Genomic DNA, 12,300 nt, shown 5'->3' on the forward strand with positions numbered 1-12,300 from the left:
CGCACCCTGCCCCGGCACCGCCGGAGTGGGAAGACCTCGGGAGGCCCCCGCATGCCCATGACCGAGAACGTCATCATCACCTGCGCGCTCACGGGCGCCGGCGACACCGTCCGCAAGAGCCCCCACGTCCCCGTCACCCCGGAACAGATAGCCAGGAACGCCGTCGAGGCGGCCGCCGCCGGAGCGGCCGTCGTCCACATCCATGTACGCGACCCGGAGACCGGCGACCCCTCCCGCGACCCGAAGCTGTACCGGGAGGTCGTCGAGCGCGTCAAGGAGACGGGCACCGACGTCGTCATCAACCTCACCGCCGGCATGGGCGGCGATCTGGTCATCGACCCGGACGATCCACTCACCCACCTGCCCGGCACCGACCTCGTCGGCGGCCTGGAGCGCCTTCCGCACGTCGAGGACCTGCTTCCCGACATCTGTACGCTGGACTGCGGCTCGCTCAACTTCGGCGACGGCTCGAACCTCTACGTCTCCACTCCCGACATGCTGCGCGCGGGCGCACGGCGCATCCAGGAGCTGGGTGTGCGGCCCGAGTTGGAGATATTCGACACCGGTCAGCTCTGGTTCGCCAAGCAGTTGCTCGCCGAGGGCCTGCTCGACGACCCGACCGTCTTCCAGCTGTGCATGGGCATCCCGTGGGGCGCGCCCGCGGACCCCGGGGTCCTCCAGTCGATGGTCGGCATGCTGCCGGACGGCGCGCGTTGGGCGAGCTTCGCGCTCGGCCGGATGCAGATGCCGTGGGTCGCGCAGTCCATCCTGCTCGGCGGCCACGTCCGCGTGGGCCTGGAGGACAACCTGTACCTCGGCCGGGGCAACAAGGCGACCAACGCCCAGCTCGTGGAACGGGCCGTGACCCTCACCGAGTCGATGGGCGCCCGCGTCGCGACGCCGGACGAGGCCCGCGCCACCCTCGGTCTCCGGCCCCGCGACCGGTCCGCCGCGCCGACGAAGGAGCGCATCCGATGACCTCGCCCGAGAACGTCCGCCGCGTCGCCTGTGTCGGCGCCGGAGTCATCGGCGGCGGCTGGGTGGCCCACTTCCTGGCGCGCGGCTACGAAGTGACCGCCTGGGACCCGGCGCCCGACGCCGAACCGAGGCTGCGCCGCCTGGTCGAGGCGGCGTGGCCGACGCTCACCCGGCTCGGCCTCGCCGAGGGCACGTCGACGGACCGGCTCACCGTCACCGGCACCCTGGAACAAGCCGTCGCGGACGCCGAGTTCGTCCAGGAGAGCGCGCCCGAGAAGCTCGCCCTCAAGCGCGATCTGCTGGCCCGCCTGGACGCGGCGACACCACCCGGCGTGGTCATCGCCTCGTCCACCTCCGGCTATCCGATGACCGACATGCAGACGACGGCCGCGGACCCCTCGCGCCTGGTCGTCGGTCACCCGTTCAACCCGCCCTACCTCATCCCGCTCGTCGAGGTCGTCGGCGGCGAGCGCACCGACGCGGCGGCGGTGGCCTGGGCCTCCCGCTTCTACGAGGTCGCGGGCAAGTCCGTCATCACGATGGACAACGAGGTGCCGGGCTTCATCGCGAACCGCCTCCAGGAGGCGCTGTGGCGGGAGGCGCTGCACATGGTCGCGAGCGGCGAGGCGACGGTCCGGGACATCGACCTGTCGATCACCGAGGGACCCGGGCTGCGCTGGGCGGTGATGGGGCCGATGCTGACGTTCGCGCTCGCGGGCGGCGAGGGCGGCATGGCGCACATGCTGGACCACTTCGGCCCGTCCCTGAAGTCGCCGTGGACGCGCCTGGCGGCGCCGGAACTGGACAAGGAGTTGTACGACGCGGTGGTGGCCGGCTGCGACGAGGCGGCGGACGGCCGCTCCATCGCCGACCTGGTGGCCGAACGCGACCGGGGCGTCGTCGAGGTACTGCGCGCCACCGGCCGCCTGGGCCCCGAGGAGGACTCCCGATGACCGGGCTCCCGCTGCTCCACAGCACGGTCCGACCGGAGTGGATCGACTACAACGGCCACCTGAGCGAGGCCTTCTACGTCCTCGTCTTCGGTCACGCCACGGACGCGCTGATGACCGGGACGGGCCTGGACTCCGGCTACCGCGAGTCCACCCGCTGTTCCCTCTACACGGTCGAGTCCCACATCCGCTTCCTCCGCGACGTGTCCGAGGGGGCACATCTGGCCGTCCGCACCCGTGTGCTGGGCGCGGCGGCCCGCAAGGCGCGTTTCACGCACGAGATGTACGTGGTGCCCGGGCCGGAGGCGGAGCCGGCGCCCGACGCGGCCGCGGTCGCGACGACCGAGCTGCTCGCGGTCCACGTCGACCAGCAGGCGGGGCGGGCCACCGAGTTCCCCGAGTCGGTCCGGCGCCGCTTCACGGAGCTGACCGAGCCGCCTCCTCACTGGGCGGGCCGCTCGATCCCCGCCGTGGCCTGACGTGCGGGGGACCGCCGCCGCGGCGGTCCCCGGCGTCGCGGCGGTCCCCGTCGTCACGACCGTCCCCGTCGTCACGACCGTCCCCGTCGTCGCGGCCGTCCCCGTCGACCGACGGGCCGGTGCTCTCGCCGAGGAAGCCGCCCGACTGGTGCCGCCACAGCCTGGCGTAGGCGCCGTCCGCCGCGAGCAGCTTCTCGTGGGGGCCCTGCTCGACGACACGTCCGCGGTCGAGGACGACGAGGCGGTCCATGCCGGCGACGGTGCTCAGGCGGTGGGCGACCACGAGGGCCGTACGTCCGTCCATCAGCCGCCACAGGGCGTCCTGGACCAGGAGTTCGCTCTCCGAGTCCAGCGCGCTGGTCGCCTCGTCGAGCAGCAGGACCGGGGCGTCGCGCAGGATGGCCCGGGCGAGGGCGACGCGCTGGCGCTGACCGCCGGACAGCTTCACCCCGCGCTCCCCCACCAGCGTGCCGAAGCCGTCCGGGAGCTGGTCGGCGAACTCGGTGACGTGTGCGGCCGCGGCGGCCGCGTGGATCTCCTCGTCGGTGGCGCCGGGCCGGGCGAAGGCGATGTTGTCCCGCAGACTGCGGTGGAACATGGCGGGTTCCTGCGGGACGTAGGCGATCAGAGAGCGCAGGTCGCTCTGGCGCAGCAGGCTGATGTCCTGACCGCCGATCAGGATGCGTCCGCGCTCGATGTCCGACATCCGCAGCAGGAGGCGGGTGAGCGTGGTCTTGCCGCCGCCCGACCTGCCGACCAGGCCGATCCGGGCGCCCGCGGGCACGTCCAGGTCGAGCCCCCGGAAGATCGGCTTCGCGCCCGCGTGCGCGAAGGTCACCGCCTCGAAGCGGATGCCGGAGTCCCGCGGCGCGAGGGGTGCGGGCGCGTCGGCGTCGACCACGGTGGGCGGATCAAGCAGCAACTCGGTGAACTGGGCGGCCTCGGTCGTCGAGCTCTCCAGCCGCCGGTAGATCTGGTTGAACTCGAACATGATCTGGGTGGCGTTGGAGTAGTAGGTGAAGGCGACGACGACCTCCTCCACCCCCTGGCCCGGGCCGCCGAAGGCGATGGCGACCAACAGGCCCAGGACGTTGGTCAGTACGGACATGGGCGCGATCAGGGTGTCGACGCGCAGGTTGCCGTAGTCCCACGATCTCAGCGTCAGGCGCCGGGAGTCCGCGACCCTGCCGCGGTGTTCGGCCGCCTCCCGCCGCTCGGCCGCGAACGCCCGGACGGTCTCCATGTTCATGAGGCTGTCGGCGACATGGCCGGAGACCCGGGCGATCGCGGCCTCCCGGTCGTTGACGAGCCGTTGCCTGCGCCGGATCAGCGGTGTCGCGGCCACCACCGTCAGCCCGATCATCAGGAACAGGCCGACGACGAGCATCGGTTCGTAGCTCCACAGGACCACGGCCCCGAACACCAGGGGGACGAGGCTGCCCACGATCCGGTACGTCACCGTGTCGACGAAGTCCTCGAAGCGCTTGCCGAAGCTGAGCACCCGTTTGGTCAGGGAGCCGGCGAAGTTGTCGTGGAAGAACGCGGCGTCCTTGGCGAGGAGTTCGTCCATGCCGCTCACGTACAGGTGCTCCATGCCGAGGGCGTCCACGCGGTTCAGGCAGTGCTGCCCGACCCGCCAGACGGCCTCGGCGAGGAGCAGTGTCAGGCCGAAGCCCAGCACGTACGGCAGCGCCCGGCCCAGGGTGAGACCGCCGTCGTCGGCGGCCTGCCCGGCCAGTTTGGCGATCAGCAGGGGCGCGATGTAGCGGATGCCGATGTTGCCCACGGCCGGCAGCAGCAGCGCGGGCAGGGCCAGCCGCCGCAGGCGCAGCAGTTCCCGGCCGTAGTGGCGCAGCGCCAGGACGACCGCGCTCCTGCCCGGGGCCGGTCCTCGCGTGTCTGTCGTCACCGTCACACTCCCGGAGGTTCGGAAGCCGGAAGTCTCCCGTCGGACGGGGTCCACAGTCCAGGCATTTAACGCGGACCGTCGATAACCGGACACCGCACGGCGCCGCCGCCCGTTCCGGGGTGTCCGGGCCTTCCACGAGGCCGCGATGCGCGCCGTCGCCGCGGGACTCGACGCGTGGGCCCGCACCGGCTTTCGACGCAACGTGACATTGTATAGTGGGAGGTCATTGGCTGGTCGGGCGCAGGACGCAGGAGCACGGATGCCGCATCTCAAGTCCCAGGCGATCTCCGTCCAGACCCATCTGCGCGACCAGGTCGGCGACGCGCTCCGCGCCGCCCTCATCGCCGGTGACCTGCGTCCGGGGGTCGTCTACTCCGCCCCCACCCTCGCCGCCGAGCTGGGCGTCTCCGCGACTCCGGTGCGCGAGGCCATGCTGGACCTGGCCAGGGAGGGCCTGGTCGAAGCGGTGCGCAACAAGGGCTTCCGGGTCACCGAGATGACCGAGCGGGACCTCGACGAGTTCACCGAGATCCGAGCCCTGATCGAGGTTCCCACCGTGGGCCGCGTCGCCGCGACGGCGACCGCGGAGCAACTGGAGGCGCTGCGCCCGCTGGCACAGCAGATCGTCACCGCGGCCCGGAAGCACGACGTCCTCAAGTACCTCGAAGCCGATCACCGGTTCCACCTGGAGCTGCTGGCCCTGGCGGGCAACCACCATCTCGTGGAGGTGGTGGCCGATCTGCGCAAGCGTTCGCGCCTGTTCGGGCTGGGCAGCCTGAACGAGACGGGGCGGCTGGTCGCTTCCGCCCAGGAGCACGTCGACCTCCTGGACCTGATGGCGGCCGGCCGCGGCGGCGAGGCCGAGGAGTGCATGCGCCGCCATCTCGCGCACGTCCGCACACTGTGGGCGGACGGCAGGACGAACGCCGAGGACTGAGCCGAAGAGCACCCTCGCCCTCAAGTCCCCTTCGATGCAGGCCACTTGATGACGGCGGGAGCCGTTGGGCCGTGATCCCGTCCGACGCCGGCACCCACTGCGTCAGCCTGACGCGGTGGACGGCTTCGACGGGTGACCGTCGCAACCGGCTACTGACCCGGCGCGGACCCGGCGCGGGAGCGATCGACGCGCCGAGGCCCGGGGTGGCGCGAGGCCGCCCCGGGCCGCGGGGGTGGTCCCGTGCTCAGAGGGTGAAACCCGCCGGGTAGGGGTCCGAGGGGTCGAGCAGGTACTGCGCGGTGCCGGTGATCCAGGCCCGGCCGGTGACGGAGGGCAGGACGGCCGGGCGGCCCCCGACCGTCGTCTCCCCGAGGACGCGCCCGACGAAGCGGGAGCCGATGAACGACTCGTTGACGAAGTCCCGGCCGGCCGGCAGCAGGCCACGGGCGTGCAGTTGCGCCATGCGGGCGCTGGTGCCCGTGCCGCAGGGCGAGCGGTCGAACCATCCCGGATGGATCGCCATGGCGTGCCGCGAGTGCTCCGCGGTCGATCCGGGCGCTTCGAGGTAGACGTGGTGGCACACGTCGATGTCCGGATTCTCGGGGTGGGACACCGGGTTCTGCTTGTTGATCGCGTCCATGACGGCCAGTCCGGCGTCCAGCAGCGGCTGCTTGTGCGCCCGCTCGAAGGGGATGCCGAGGTCGTCGGTCCGGACGAAGGCGTAGAAGTTGCCGCCGTAGGCGATGTCGTAGCGCACCTCCCCGTGTCCGGGGACGTCGACGACCTGGTCGAGGGCATGGGAGTACGACGCGACGTTCTCCAGGGTCACCGACTCGGCGTGGCCGTCGCGCACCCTTACCCGGGCCGTGACCAGTCCGGCCGGGGTGTCGAGCCGGACCGTCGTCTCCGGCTCGGTGACCTCGACCATGCCGGTCTCGACCAGGACCGTCGCGACACCGATGGTCCCGTGCCCGCACATCGGCAGGCAGCCGGAGACCTCGATGAAGAGCACGCCGTAGTCGGCGTCCGGTCGGGTGGGGGGTTGCAGGATGGCCCCGGACATCGACGCGTGTCCGCGCGGTTCGCACATGAGCAGGGTGCGCAGGTGGTCGCGTTCCGCGACGAACCGCTGCCGCCGCTCGAACATCGTGGCGCCGGGGAGGACGCCCACCCCGCCCGTGATCACGCGGGTGGGCATCCCCTCGGTGTGCGAGTCGACGGCGTGGTAGCAGACCGTCGAACGCATCGTCAGTTCACCCCGGCGTCGACGAGGGCCTGGGTGGCGGCGCGCACGACCGCCTCGGTCTCCGGGGCGAGCGGCTGTCGCGGCGGGCGGCAGGGGCCACCACGGCGGCCGGTCAGCTCCTGGCCGAGCTTGATGGCCTGGACGAACTCCGTCTTGCTGTCCCACCGCAGCACCGGGTGCAGTTGCCGGTAGAGCGGCAGCGCCGCCTCCAGGTCGCCCCGGACGGACGCCTCGTACAGCGCGAGACAGGCCCGGGGGAAGACCTGCGGATAGCCGGCGACCCAGCCCTTGGCCCCGGCGAGGGCGACCTCAAGGACGGTGTCGTCGGTGCCGATCATGAGGTCGAGGCCGGGGGCCAGCTCGGAGATCTCGTAGCAGCGCCGGACGTCGCCGGAGAACTCCTTGACCCCGACGATGTACCCCTCGGCGTGCAGCTTGGCCAGCAGGTCGGGGCGCAGGTCCACCTTGGTGTCGATGGGGTTGTTGTACGCGGTGACGGGCAGGCCCACCGAGGCCACCCGCTCGAAGTGCTGGAGCACCGCGCGGTCGTCGGCGCGGTAGGCGTTGGGCGGCAGGCACATGACGGCCTGGCAGCCCGCGTCCTTGGCGAACCGGGCGTGCCGCTCGGCCTCGCGACCGCCGTAGGCGCCGACGCCCGGCATGACGGTGAAGCCCTCGGGGGCGTTGGCGACGGCGGTCTCGACGACGCGGTCGCGCTCCTCGTACGTGAGGGTCTGGTACTCGCCCAGCGATCCGTTCGGCGCGACGCCGTGCATCCCCTGCGCGGCGAGGTGGGCGACGCTCTCGCCGTACGCGCCGAAGTCGACCGAGAGATCGTCGTCGAACGGCAGGCTGGTGGCGACGATGACGCCGTGCCAGGGCTTGCGGGTCTCGCTCATGGACACTCCTTGTCGGTTTCACTGCTGTCCGTCGGTTCCGTCGAAGTCGCCGGTACAGGCGATGCCGCCGATACGGGCGATGCCGTCGACACCGGCGGGTCTTCGTCGAGGTCGGCGAGGGCCCCGAGGGTGACGGGCGTCGCGACGAGCCGTTCCGCGGGCTCGTAGGCCCGGTGCCGCGTCGTGAGGCAGTGCACGGCGGGTCCGCACATCCGCCCCTGGCACCAGCCCATGCCGGCCCGGGTCAGTTGCTTGATCTGCCGGTGGTCGGGTGCGCCGTCGGCGCGGGCGGTCCGGATCGCGCCGGCGGTCACTTCCTCGCAGCGGCACACGACGGTCTCGTCGGTCAGCCACGAGGACCAGGCCGGAGGAACCGGATGGGCCAGCGCCATCGCCCGGGCGAAGGCGCGTTGCCGGTCCACCGCCGAACGCAGCGCCGCCAGGCGCCTGTTCATCGGCACGGTGGTGGCGCGGGCGTCGGCGAGGACCGACGCCGCGGCCAGCCGGCCCTCGTTCACGGCGAGTGCCGCCCCGCCCACCCCGCACGTCTCCCCCGCCGCGTAGAGGCCGGGGACGGTGGTGCGCTGGCCCCTGTCGACCGCGACCACCGCGTTGCCGTCCGCCGAGTCCGTGAGCGAAGCCCCGAGGGGAACGAGCAGGTCGAGCTGGGGTGCGAAGCCCCAGCCGACGCCGACGGCGTCCACCTCCACGCGTCGTTCCGTACCCGGGCGCGGGCTGCCGTCCGGGGCCAGCGAGGCGATCCGTACCGACGTCACGCGTTCGCCGCCCTCCGCGGCGACGATGGCCGTGCGCGGGCGGACCGGGACGCGGTGGCGCACGAGCGTGGCGGCGTACCCGGCGCCCTCGGCCCACTTGTCGGGGTTGCTCAGCAGCGGGCCGGGGTGCCGCAGCCAGGCCCGCGGGTGGGCCGCCTCGCACACCGCGACCACCTCGACGCCGCGGGCCGCGAGTCCGGCGGCGACCGGCAGCAGGAACGGGCCGGTGCCGCCCAGCGCGACCCGGCTGCCGGCGGCCACCGAGCCGCCCTTGAGCAGGGCCTGCATCCCGCCCGCGGTCAGCACGCCGGGCAGGTCCCATCCCGGGAAGGGCAGTTGACGGTCGTAGGCGCCGGTGGCCACCAGGAGTCTCGGCGCCCGCAGGACGACGGCGGTCTCCCGCGGCGCCTCGCGGCGGTCGGCCGCATGGACCGCGAATCCGTCGCCCTCGCGGACCGCGGACCACGCGTGGTGTTCCAGGCGCAGGTCGAGCCGGCCCGCCGTCCGGTGCGCCGCCAGCGCCCGGCACAGGGCGCGGTACCGGTCCAGTCCGTGGTGCAGGTCGTCGGTCGGTACGGCCGCTCGCGCGTGCTCGGGCGGGTGGCGCCAGTACTGACCGCCGAGGGCGGTTCCGGAGTCCAGCAGGGCGACGCGCAGTCCACCGGCCAGCGCCGTGGCCGCGGCGGCCATGCCTGCCGGGCCCGCGCCGACGACGACGAGGTCCGCGGGCTCAGTCATCGTCACCCTCCAGGGTCGTGACGGTCATGCCGGGCCGGGCCGGCACCAGGCAGGCGCGCTGCCCGCGGGCTCCGTCGACGGTGACGAGGCAGTCGAAGCAGACGCCGATGCCGCAGAAGACGCCACGCGGGCGGTGTCCGACGCGGGTGGTGCGCCAGGCGACACGGCCCGCCGCGACGAGGGCCGCGGCGACGGTCTGGCCCTCGGTGTACGGCAGGGGCTCGCCGTCGACGACGATCTCGTTCACTGGGGCGCACCTCCGGGGGTGGTGAGGAAGCGGTCGGGAAGCAGGGCGGTGTGGGCGGCCGGATCGGCGCCCCGCCAGGGCCGGCCGAGCAGGTGGGCCGTGACGAGCGCGCCGGTGGCGGGGGCGAGGCCGATGCCGGCCCCCTCGTGGCCGCACGCGTGGACGACGCCCGGCACCCGCGGGTCGGGGCCCACCACCGGCAGGTGGTCCGGGCAGTACGGCCGGAAGCCGCGGTAGGCGCGCATCAGATGGACTCCGCGCAGGAAGGGGAAGAGGCGGCACGCCTGGGCCGCGAGCCGGGCTACCACGGCGGTGTTCATCGTGGTGTCGAAACCGACGCGTTCCCGGCTGGCGCCGATGAGGATCGTGCCGCCGCGCGTGCCCTCCACGACGCACGAGGTCTCCAGGCCCGCGTCGGAGGAGGCGACGTTGGCCACGTAGTCGGCGGAGTAGACCTTGTGCCGGACCATCGGCGGCAGCGGTTCGGTCACCAGGACGAAGCCGCGGCGCGGCAGCACCTCGACGGGGGCGCCGAGCCGCCGCCCGACCTCACCGCCCCAGGTCCCGGCGGCGTTGACGACGGCGTCGGCGGGCAGCACGTCACCGGCGGCCGTCCGCACACCGGTGACGCGGCCGTCCCGGCCGGTCACCGCCCCGGCCACCTCGCCCGGGTGGAAGCGCGCACCGCGCCGTACGGCGGCCCGCAGCAGCACGGCCGCCGCCAGCACCGGCTGCACCTGCGCGTCCTGCGGGTAGTGGACGCCGCCGGGGATCCCGGGCGCGAGGTGGGGTTCCAGGTCCCGCACCTGGTCGACCTGCTCGACGCGGACCCCGGCCGCCTCCTGCCGGGCGGCGAACTCCTGGAGCGCCGCGAGGTTCTCGACGCCGCTCGCGACCACCAGGCCGCCCTTGGCCTCCAGTTCGAGGGAGTCGGGTCCCAGCTCCCGGCCGGCCTCGTCCCACAGCGTGCGGCTCAGGTGTGCCAGGGCGAGCTCGGGGCCGGGTGCCTTGTCGGAGAGGAGGACGTTGCCCTCTCCGCGGCTGGTCGTCCCGGCGCCTACGGGACCGCGGTCGGTGACCGTGACGTCCATGCCCGCCGAGACGGCGTGGAAGGCGCAGGCGGCGCCCACGACTCCCGCGCCCACGACGACGACCTTCAGGGTCAACGGCTCCTCCTCCGTGCACGCACCTCACTGTGCAATGTCACATGCCATGAGTGAGGCTATACATCCGGCAGGCGGAAGACAACGCCCACTTCACCGCCGGCGCTCGGAGCGGGTGAGCAATCGACCCGGGCGCCCGGGCCGGTCAGGGCACCGGCCGGGTCGAGATCGGGCGCGTCACGCCCGGAGCGGAGCGCCGACCCGGTCGCGGTGGCCGTCGTACGGGGCGAGGAGGTCGTCGGAACCGAGCAGCGACGGACCGATGCCCGGCGGCGGGTCGAGCACCTCGGACTGGAGGCGCTGGATCTCCGGCGAGGGTTCGAGACCGAGCTCGGTGTCCAGGATCCGGTAGAGACACTGGTACGCCTCCAGCGCCTCCGCACGCCGGCCGGCCCGGTGCAGCGCGCGGATCAGTCGCCCGTGGAACCACTCGTTGAGCGGGAAGTCGTGTACCAGCGAACGCAGTTCGGGTATCGATCCGCGTTCCCGGCCGAGCCGGCGGTCCGCCTCCAGTGCCAGTTCCAGTGCTCGTATGCGGACCTCCTCCAGGTGCACGACGCGCGCCGTGAGCGCCCGGCCCACCGGGACGTTGGACAGCACGGGGCCACGCCACAGGGCGAGCGCGGTGCGTGCGCTGTCGGCGGCGGACTGCGGTCGGCCCTGGTCCAGTTCCGTCCTCGACCGGTCCACGAGCCGCTGGAAGACGGTGCTGTCGACCTCCTCGTCGGCGACCCGGATGAGATAGCCGGGGGCGTGGGTGGCCAGCGGCCGGCGTTCGTCGTCGGTGAGCCGCCGGTCGCGGAACATCCGGCGCGCCTGGTGAATGTAGGTCTGGACGGTGGCGTGGGCGCTGCGCGGCGGGTCGTCGCCCCACAGCTCCTGGATGACCGAGTCCGCCGCGACGATCTCGTTCGGCCGGGTCAGCAGCAGGGCGAGTGTCTGGCAGACCTTGGGCGTGGTGGGCAGGTGCACCCTGCCGTCGTCGCCGACGATCTCGAACGGGCCCATGAGATTGAACCGCACTGCCTCACACTCCTGTCCCGGCACACGGTTTGCCGTGCCGCGGATGTCGTACGTACACGGAGATCCGGCCGCCGCGGAACGCGGGACTCACCGGCCGCCGGGTGGCGGGACCGCGGAGTCGAGAGAAGAGACCGAGCGGTCCGTTTCATTGTGGGCCAGGAGTACCCACTGGGGACTCACCATGAAGCAACGCCCGCCACCCGGGGCCGGGTACGGCCGTGGCGCGCAGTGCGGACCGGACGATACCGGCGACCTCCGGCACGCTCTGGTCGAGATAGAAGTGACCGCCCGGCAACACCCTCAGGTCGGATCCGGCGGTGGTGTGCTCGCGCCACGCGGCGGCCGCCGCCACGGGAACGACGGGGTCCTGGTCCCCGACCAGGACGGTGACCGGGACGGCGAGCGGCGGACCCGGCTGCCAGGTGTAGGCCCCGACCGCGCGGTAGTCGGCGCGCAGCGGCGGCATCACCATCTCCATCACGTCCGGGTCGTCGAAGACCTTCCCCACCGTGCCGCCGAGCCGGCGGATCATGGCGATGACCTTCTCGTCGGTGTCCAGCCGGTCGCTGTCACTGCCCTGCGGCGTGGGCGCGAACCGGCCGGACAGGAACAGGTGGCACGGTCCGGGCAGGGCGCGCCGCCGCAGTTCGCGGGCGAGTTCGTAGGCGAGCAGCGCGCCCATGCTGTGCCCGAAGAACGCGTGGGGGCGGTCGGCGAGCGGGGCCATCTCCCCGGCGAGCGCGTCCACCAGCAGGCCGATGTCCGCGAGCGGCGGTTCCCGCCTGCGGTCCTGACGGCCCGGGTACTGCACGGACAGGACGTCGAACTCGGGCGTCAGCTCCCGCGCCAGCGCGAGGAACGCTCCCGCGGCGCCGCCCGCGTGCGGGAGGCAGATCAGCCGGACGTCGCTGTCGGGTGCGGGACCGAACCGCCTGAACCAGTCACTTCCCATCGC

General features: G+C 73.1%; 12 protein-coding genes. 4 read left to right on the forward strand and 8 right to left on the reverse strand.

The window, feature by feature from the left end; translation table 11 throughout:
* Nucleotides 1-51: 51 nt before the first annotated feature.
* The 3 genes from R2E43_RS06850 to R2E43_RS06860 are packed head-to-tail and all read left to right on the forward strand — an operon-like array spanning nucleotide 52 to nucleotide 2,407.
* On the forward strand, nucleotides 52-978 hold the full coding sequence (locus R2E43_RS06850) for a BKACE family enzyme (protein ID WP_016327689.1): 927 nt from the start codon (nucleotides 52-54) through the stop codon (nucleotides 976-978).
* Nucleotides 975-1,931, forward strand: a complete 957-nt coding sequence (locus R2E43_RS06855; protein ID WP_189285365.1) for a 3-hydroxyacyl-CoA dehydrogenase NAD-binding domain-containing protein — start codon at nucleotides 975-977, stop codon at nucleotides 1,929-1,931. The genes R2E43_RS06850 and R2E43_RS06855 overlap by 4 nt, the downstream gene beginning before the upstream one ends.
* Nucleotides 1,928-2,407, forward strand: a complete 480-nt coding sequence (locus R2E43_RS06860; protein WP_003972629.1) for a thioesterase family protein — start codon at nucleotides 1,928-1,930, stop codon at nucleotides 2,405-2,407. Before R2E43_RS06855 ends, R2E43_RS06860 begins: the two co-directional genes overlap by 4 nt.
* On the opposite strand, the gene R2E43_RS06865 is transcribed toward R2E43_RS06860, so the two are convergent.
* Nucleotides 2,346-4,316, reverse strand: coding sequence for an ABC transporter ATP-binding protein (locus R2E43_RS06865; protein ID WP_332056016.1), 1,971 nt, complete (start codon nucleotides 4,314-4,316; stop codon nucleotides 2,346-2,348). The genes R2E43_RS06860 and R2E43_RS06865 overlap by 62 nt on opposite strands.
* Before the next feature lie 259 nt (nucleotides 4,317-4,575).
* Here R2E43_RS06865 and R2E43_RS06870 point away from each other — a divergent pair, with 259 nt between their 5' ends.
* The gene (locus tag R2E43_RS06870; RefSeq protein ID WP_016327688.1) at nucleotides 4,576-5,253 is read left to right on the forward strand and encodes a GntR family transcriptional regulator; all 678 of its coding nucleotides are present in this window, start codon (nucleotides 4,576-4,578) and stop codon (nucleotides 5,251-5,253) included.
* Between the two features lie 244 nt (nucleotides 5,254-5,497).
* Here the strand turns inward: R2E43_RS06870 and R2E43_RS06875 are convergent, their stop codons facing one another.
* From R2E43_RS06875 to R2E43_RS06905, 7 genes are all read right to left on the reverse strand, one after another.
* Nucleotides 5,498-6,499, reverse strand: coding sequence for a proline racemase family protein (locus tag R2E43_RS06875; RefSeq protein WP_011030800.1), 1,002 nt, complete (start codon nucleotides 6,497-6,499; stop codon nucleotides 5,498-5,500).
* 2 nt (nucleotides 6,500-6,501) lie between these two features.
* Nucleotides 6,502-7,398 (reverse strand): dihydrodipicolinate synthase family protein, encoded by an 897-nt coding sequence (locus tag R2E43_RS06880; protein WP_011030799.1) that lies wholly within the window; start codon nucleotides 7,396-7,398, stop codon nucleotides 6,502-6,504.
* Complete coding sequence (locus R2E43_RS06885; protein WP_332056017.1) at nucleotides 7,395-8,912, reverse strand: FAD/NAD(P)-dependent oxidoreductase; 1,518 nt, start codon at nucleotides 8,910-8,912, stop codon at nucleotides 7,395-7,397. The genes R2E43_RS06880 and R2E43_RS06885 overlap by 4 nt, the downstream gene beginning before the upstream one ends.
* Nucleotides 8,905-9,159, reverse strand: coding sequence for a (2Fe-2S)-binding protein (locus R2E43_RS06890; RefSeq protein WP_326648099.1), 255 nt, complete (start codon nucleotides 9,157-9,159; stop codon nucleotides 8,905-8,907). Before R2E43_RS06890 ends, R2E43_RS06885 begins: the two co-directional genes overlap by 8 nt.
* On the reverse strand, nucleotides 9,156-10,319 hold the full coding sequence (locus R2E43_RS06895) for an NAD(P)/FAD-dependent oxidoreductase (RefSeq protein WP_408649138.1): 1,164 nt from the start codon (nucleotides 10,317-10,319) through the stop codon (nucleotides 9,156-9,158). Before R2E43_RS06895 ends, R2E43_RS06890 begins: the two co-directional genes overlap by 4 nt.
* A gap of 180 nt (nucleotides 10,320-10,499) precedes the next feature.
* Nucleotides 10,500-11,345, reverse strand: coding sequence for an AfsR/SARP family transcriptional regulator (locus R2E43_RS06900; protein WP_016327685.1), 846 nt, complete (start codon nucleotides 11,343-11,345; stop codon nucleotides 10,500-10,502).
* Nucleotides 11,346-11,490: 145 nt separating this feature from the next.
* The gene (locus R2E43_RS06905; protein ID WP_003972638.1) at nucleotides 11,491-12,297 is read right to left on the reverse strand and encodes a thioesterase II family protein; all 807 of its coding nucleotides are present in this window, start codon (nucleotides 12,295-12,297) and stop codon (nucleotides 11,491-11,493) included.
* Nucleotides 12,298-12,300 lie beyond the last annotated feature (3 nt).

Origin of the sequence: Streptomyces violaceoruber (genome assembly GCF_033406955.1) — a bacterium.
In the GTDB taxonomy this organism is placed as follows: domain Bacteria; phylum Actinomycetota; class Actinomycetes; order Streptomycetales; family Streptomycetaceae; genus Streptomyces; species Streptomyces violaceoruber.

What these genes read in the sequence shown, in the direction of transcription:
- R2E43_RS06850 (WP_016327689.1), top strand. Translation starts at nt 52, where the DNA reads ATGCCCATGACCGAGAACGTCATCATCACCTGCGCGCTCACGGGCGCC.
- R2E43_RS06855 (WP_189285365.1), top strand. Translation starts at nt 975, where the DNA reads ATGACCTCGCCCGAGAACGTCCGCCGCGTCGCCTGTGTCGGCGCCGGA.
- R2E43_RS06860 (WP_003972629.1), top strand. Translation starts at nt 1,928, where the DNA reads ATGACCGGGCTCCCGCTGCTCCACAGCACGGTCCGACCGGAGTGGATC.
- R2E43_RS06870 (WP_016327688.1), top strand. Translation starts at nt 4,576, where the DNA reads ATGCCGCATCTCAAGTCCCAGGCGATCTCCGTCCAGACCCATCTGCGC.
- R2E43_RS06875 (WP_011030800.1), bottom strand. Translation starts at nt 6,499, where the DNA reads ATGCGTTCGACGGTCTGCTACCACGCCGTCGACTCGCACACCGAGGGG.
- R2E43_RS06880 (WP_011030799.1), bottom strand. Translation starts at nt 7,398, where the DNA reads ATGAGCGAGACCCGCAAGCCCTGGCACGGCGTCATCGTCGCCACCAGC.
- R2E43_RS06885 (WP_332056017.1), bottom strand. Translation starts at nt 8,912, where the DNA reads ATGACTGAGCCCGCGGACCTCGTCGTCGTCGGCGCGGGCCCGGCAGGC.
- R2E43_RS06905 (WP_003972638.1), bottom strand. Translation starts at nt 12,297, where the DNA reads ATGGGAAGTGACTGGTTCAGGCGGTTCGGTCCCGCACCCGACAGCGAC.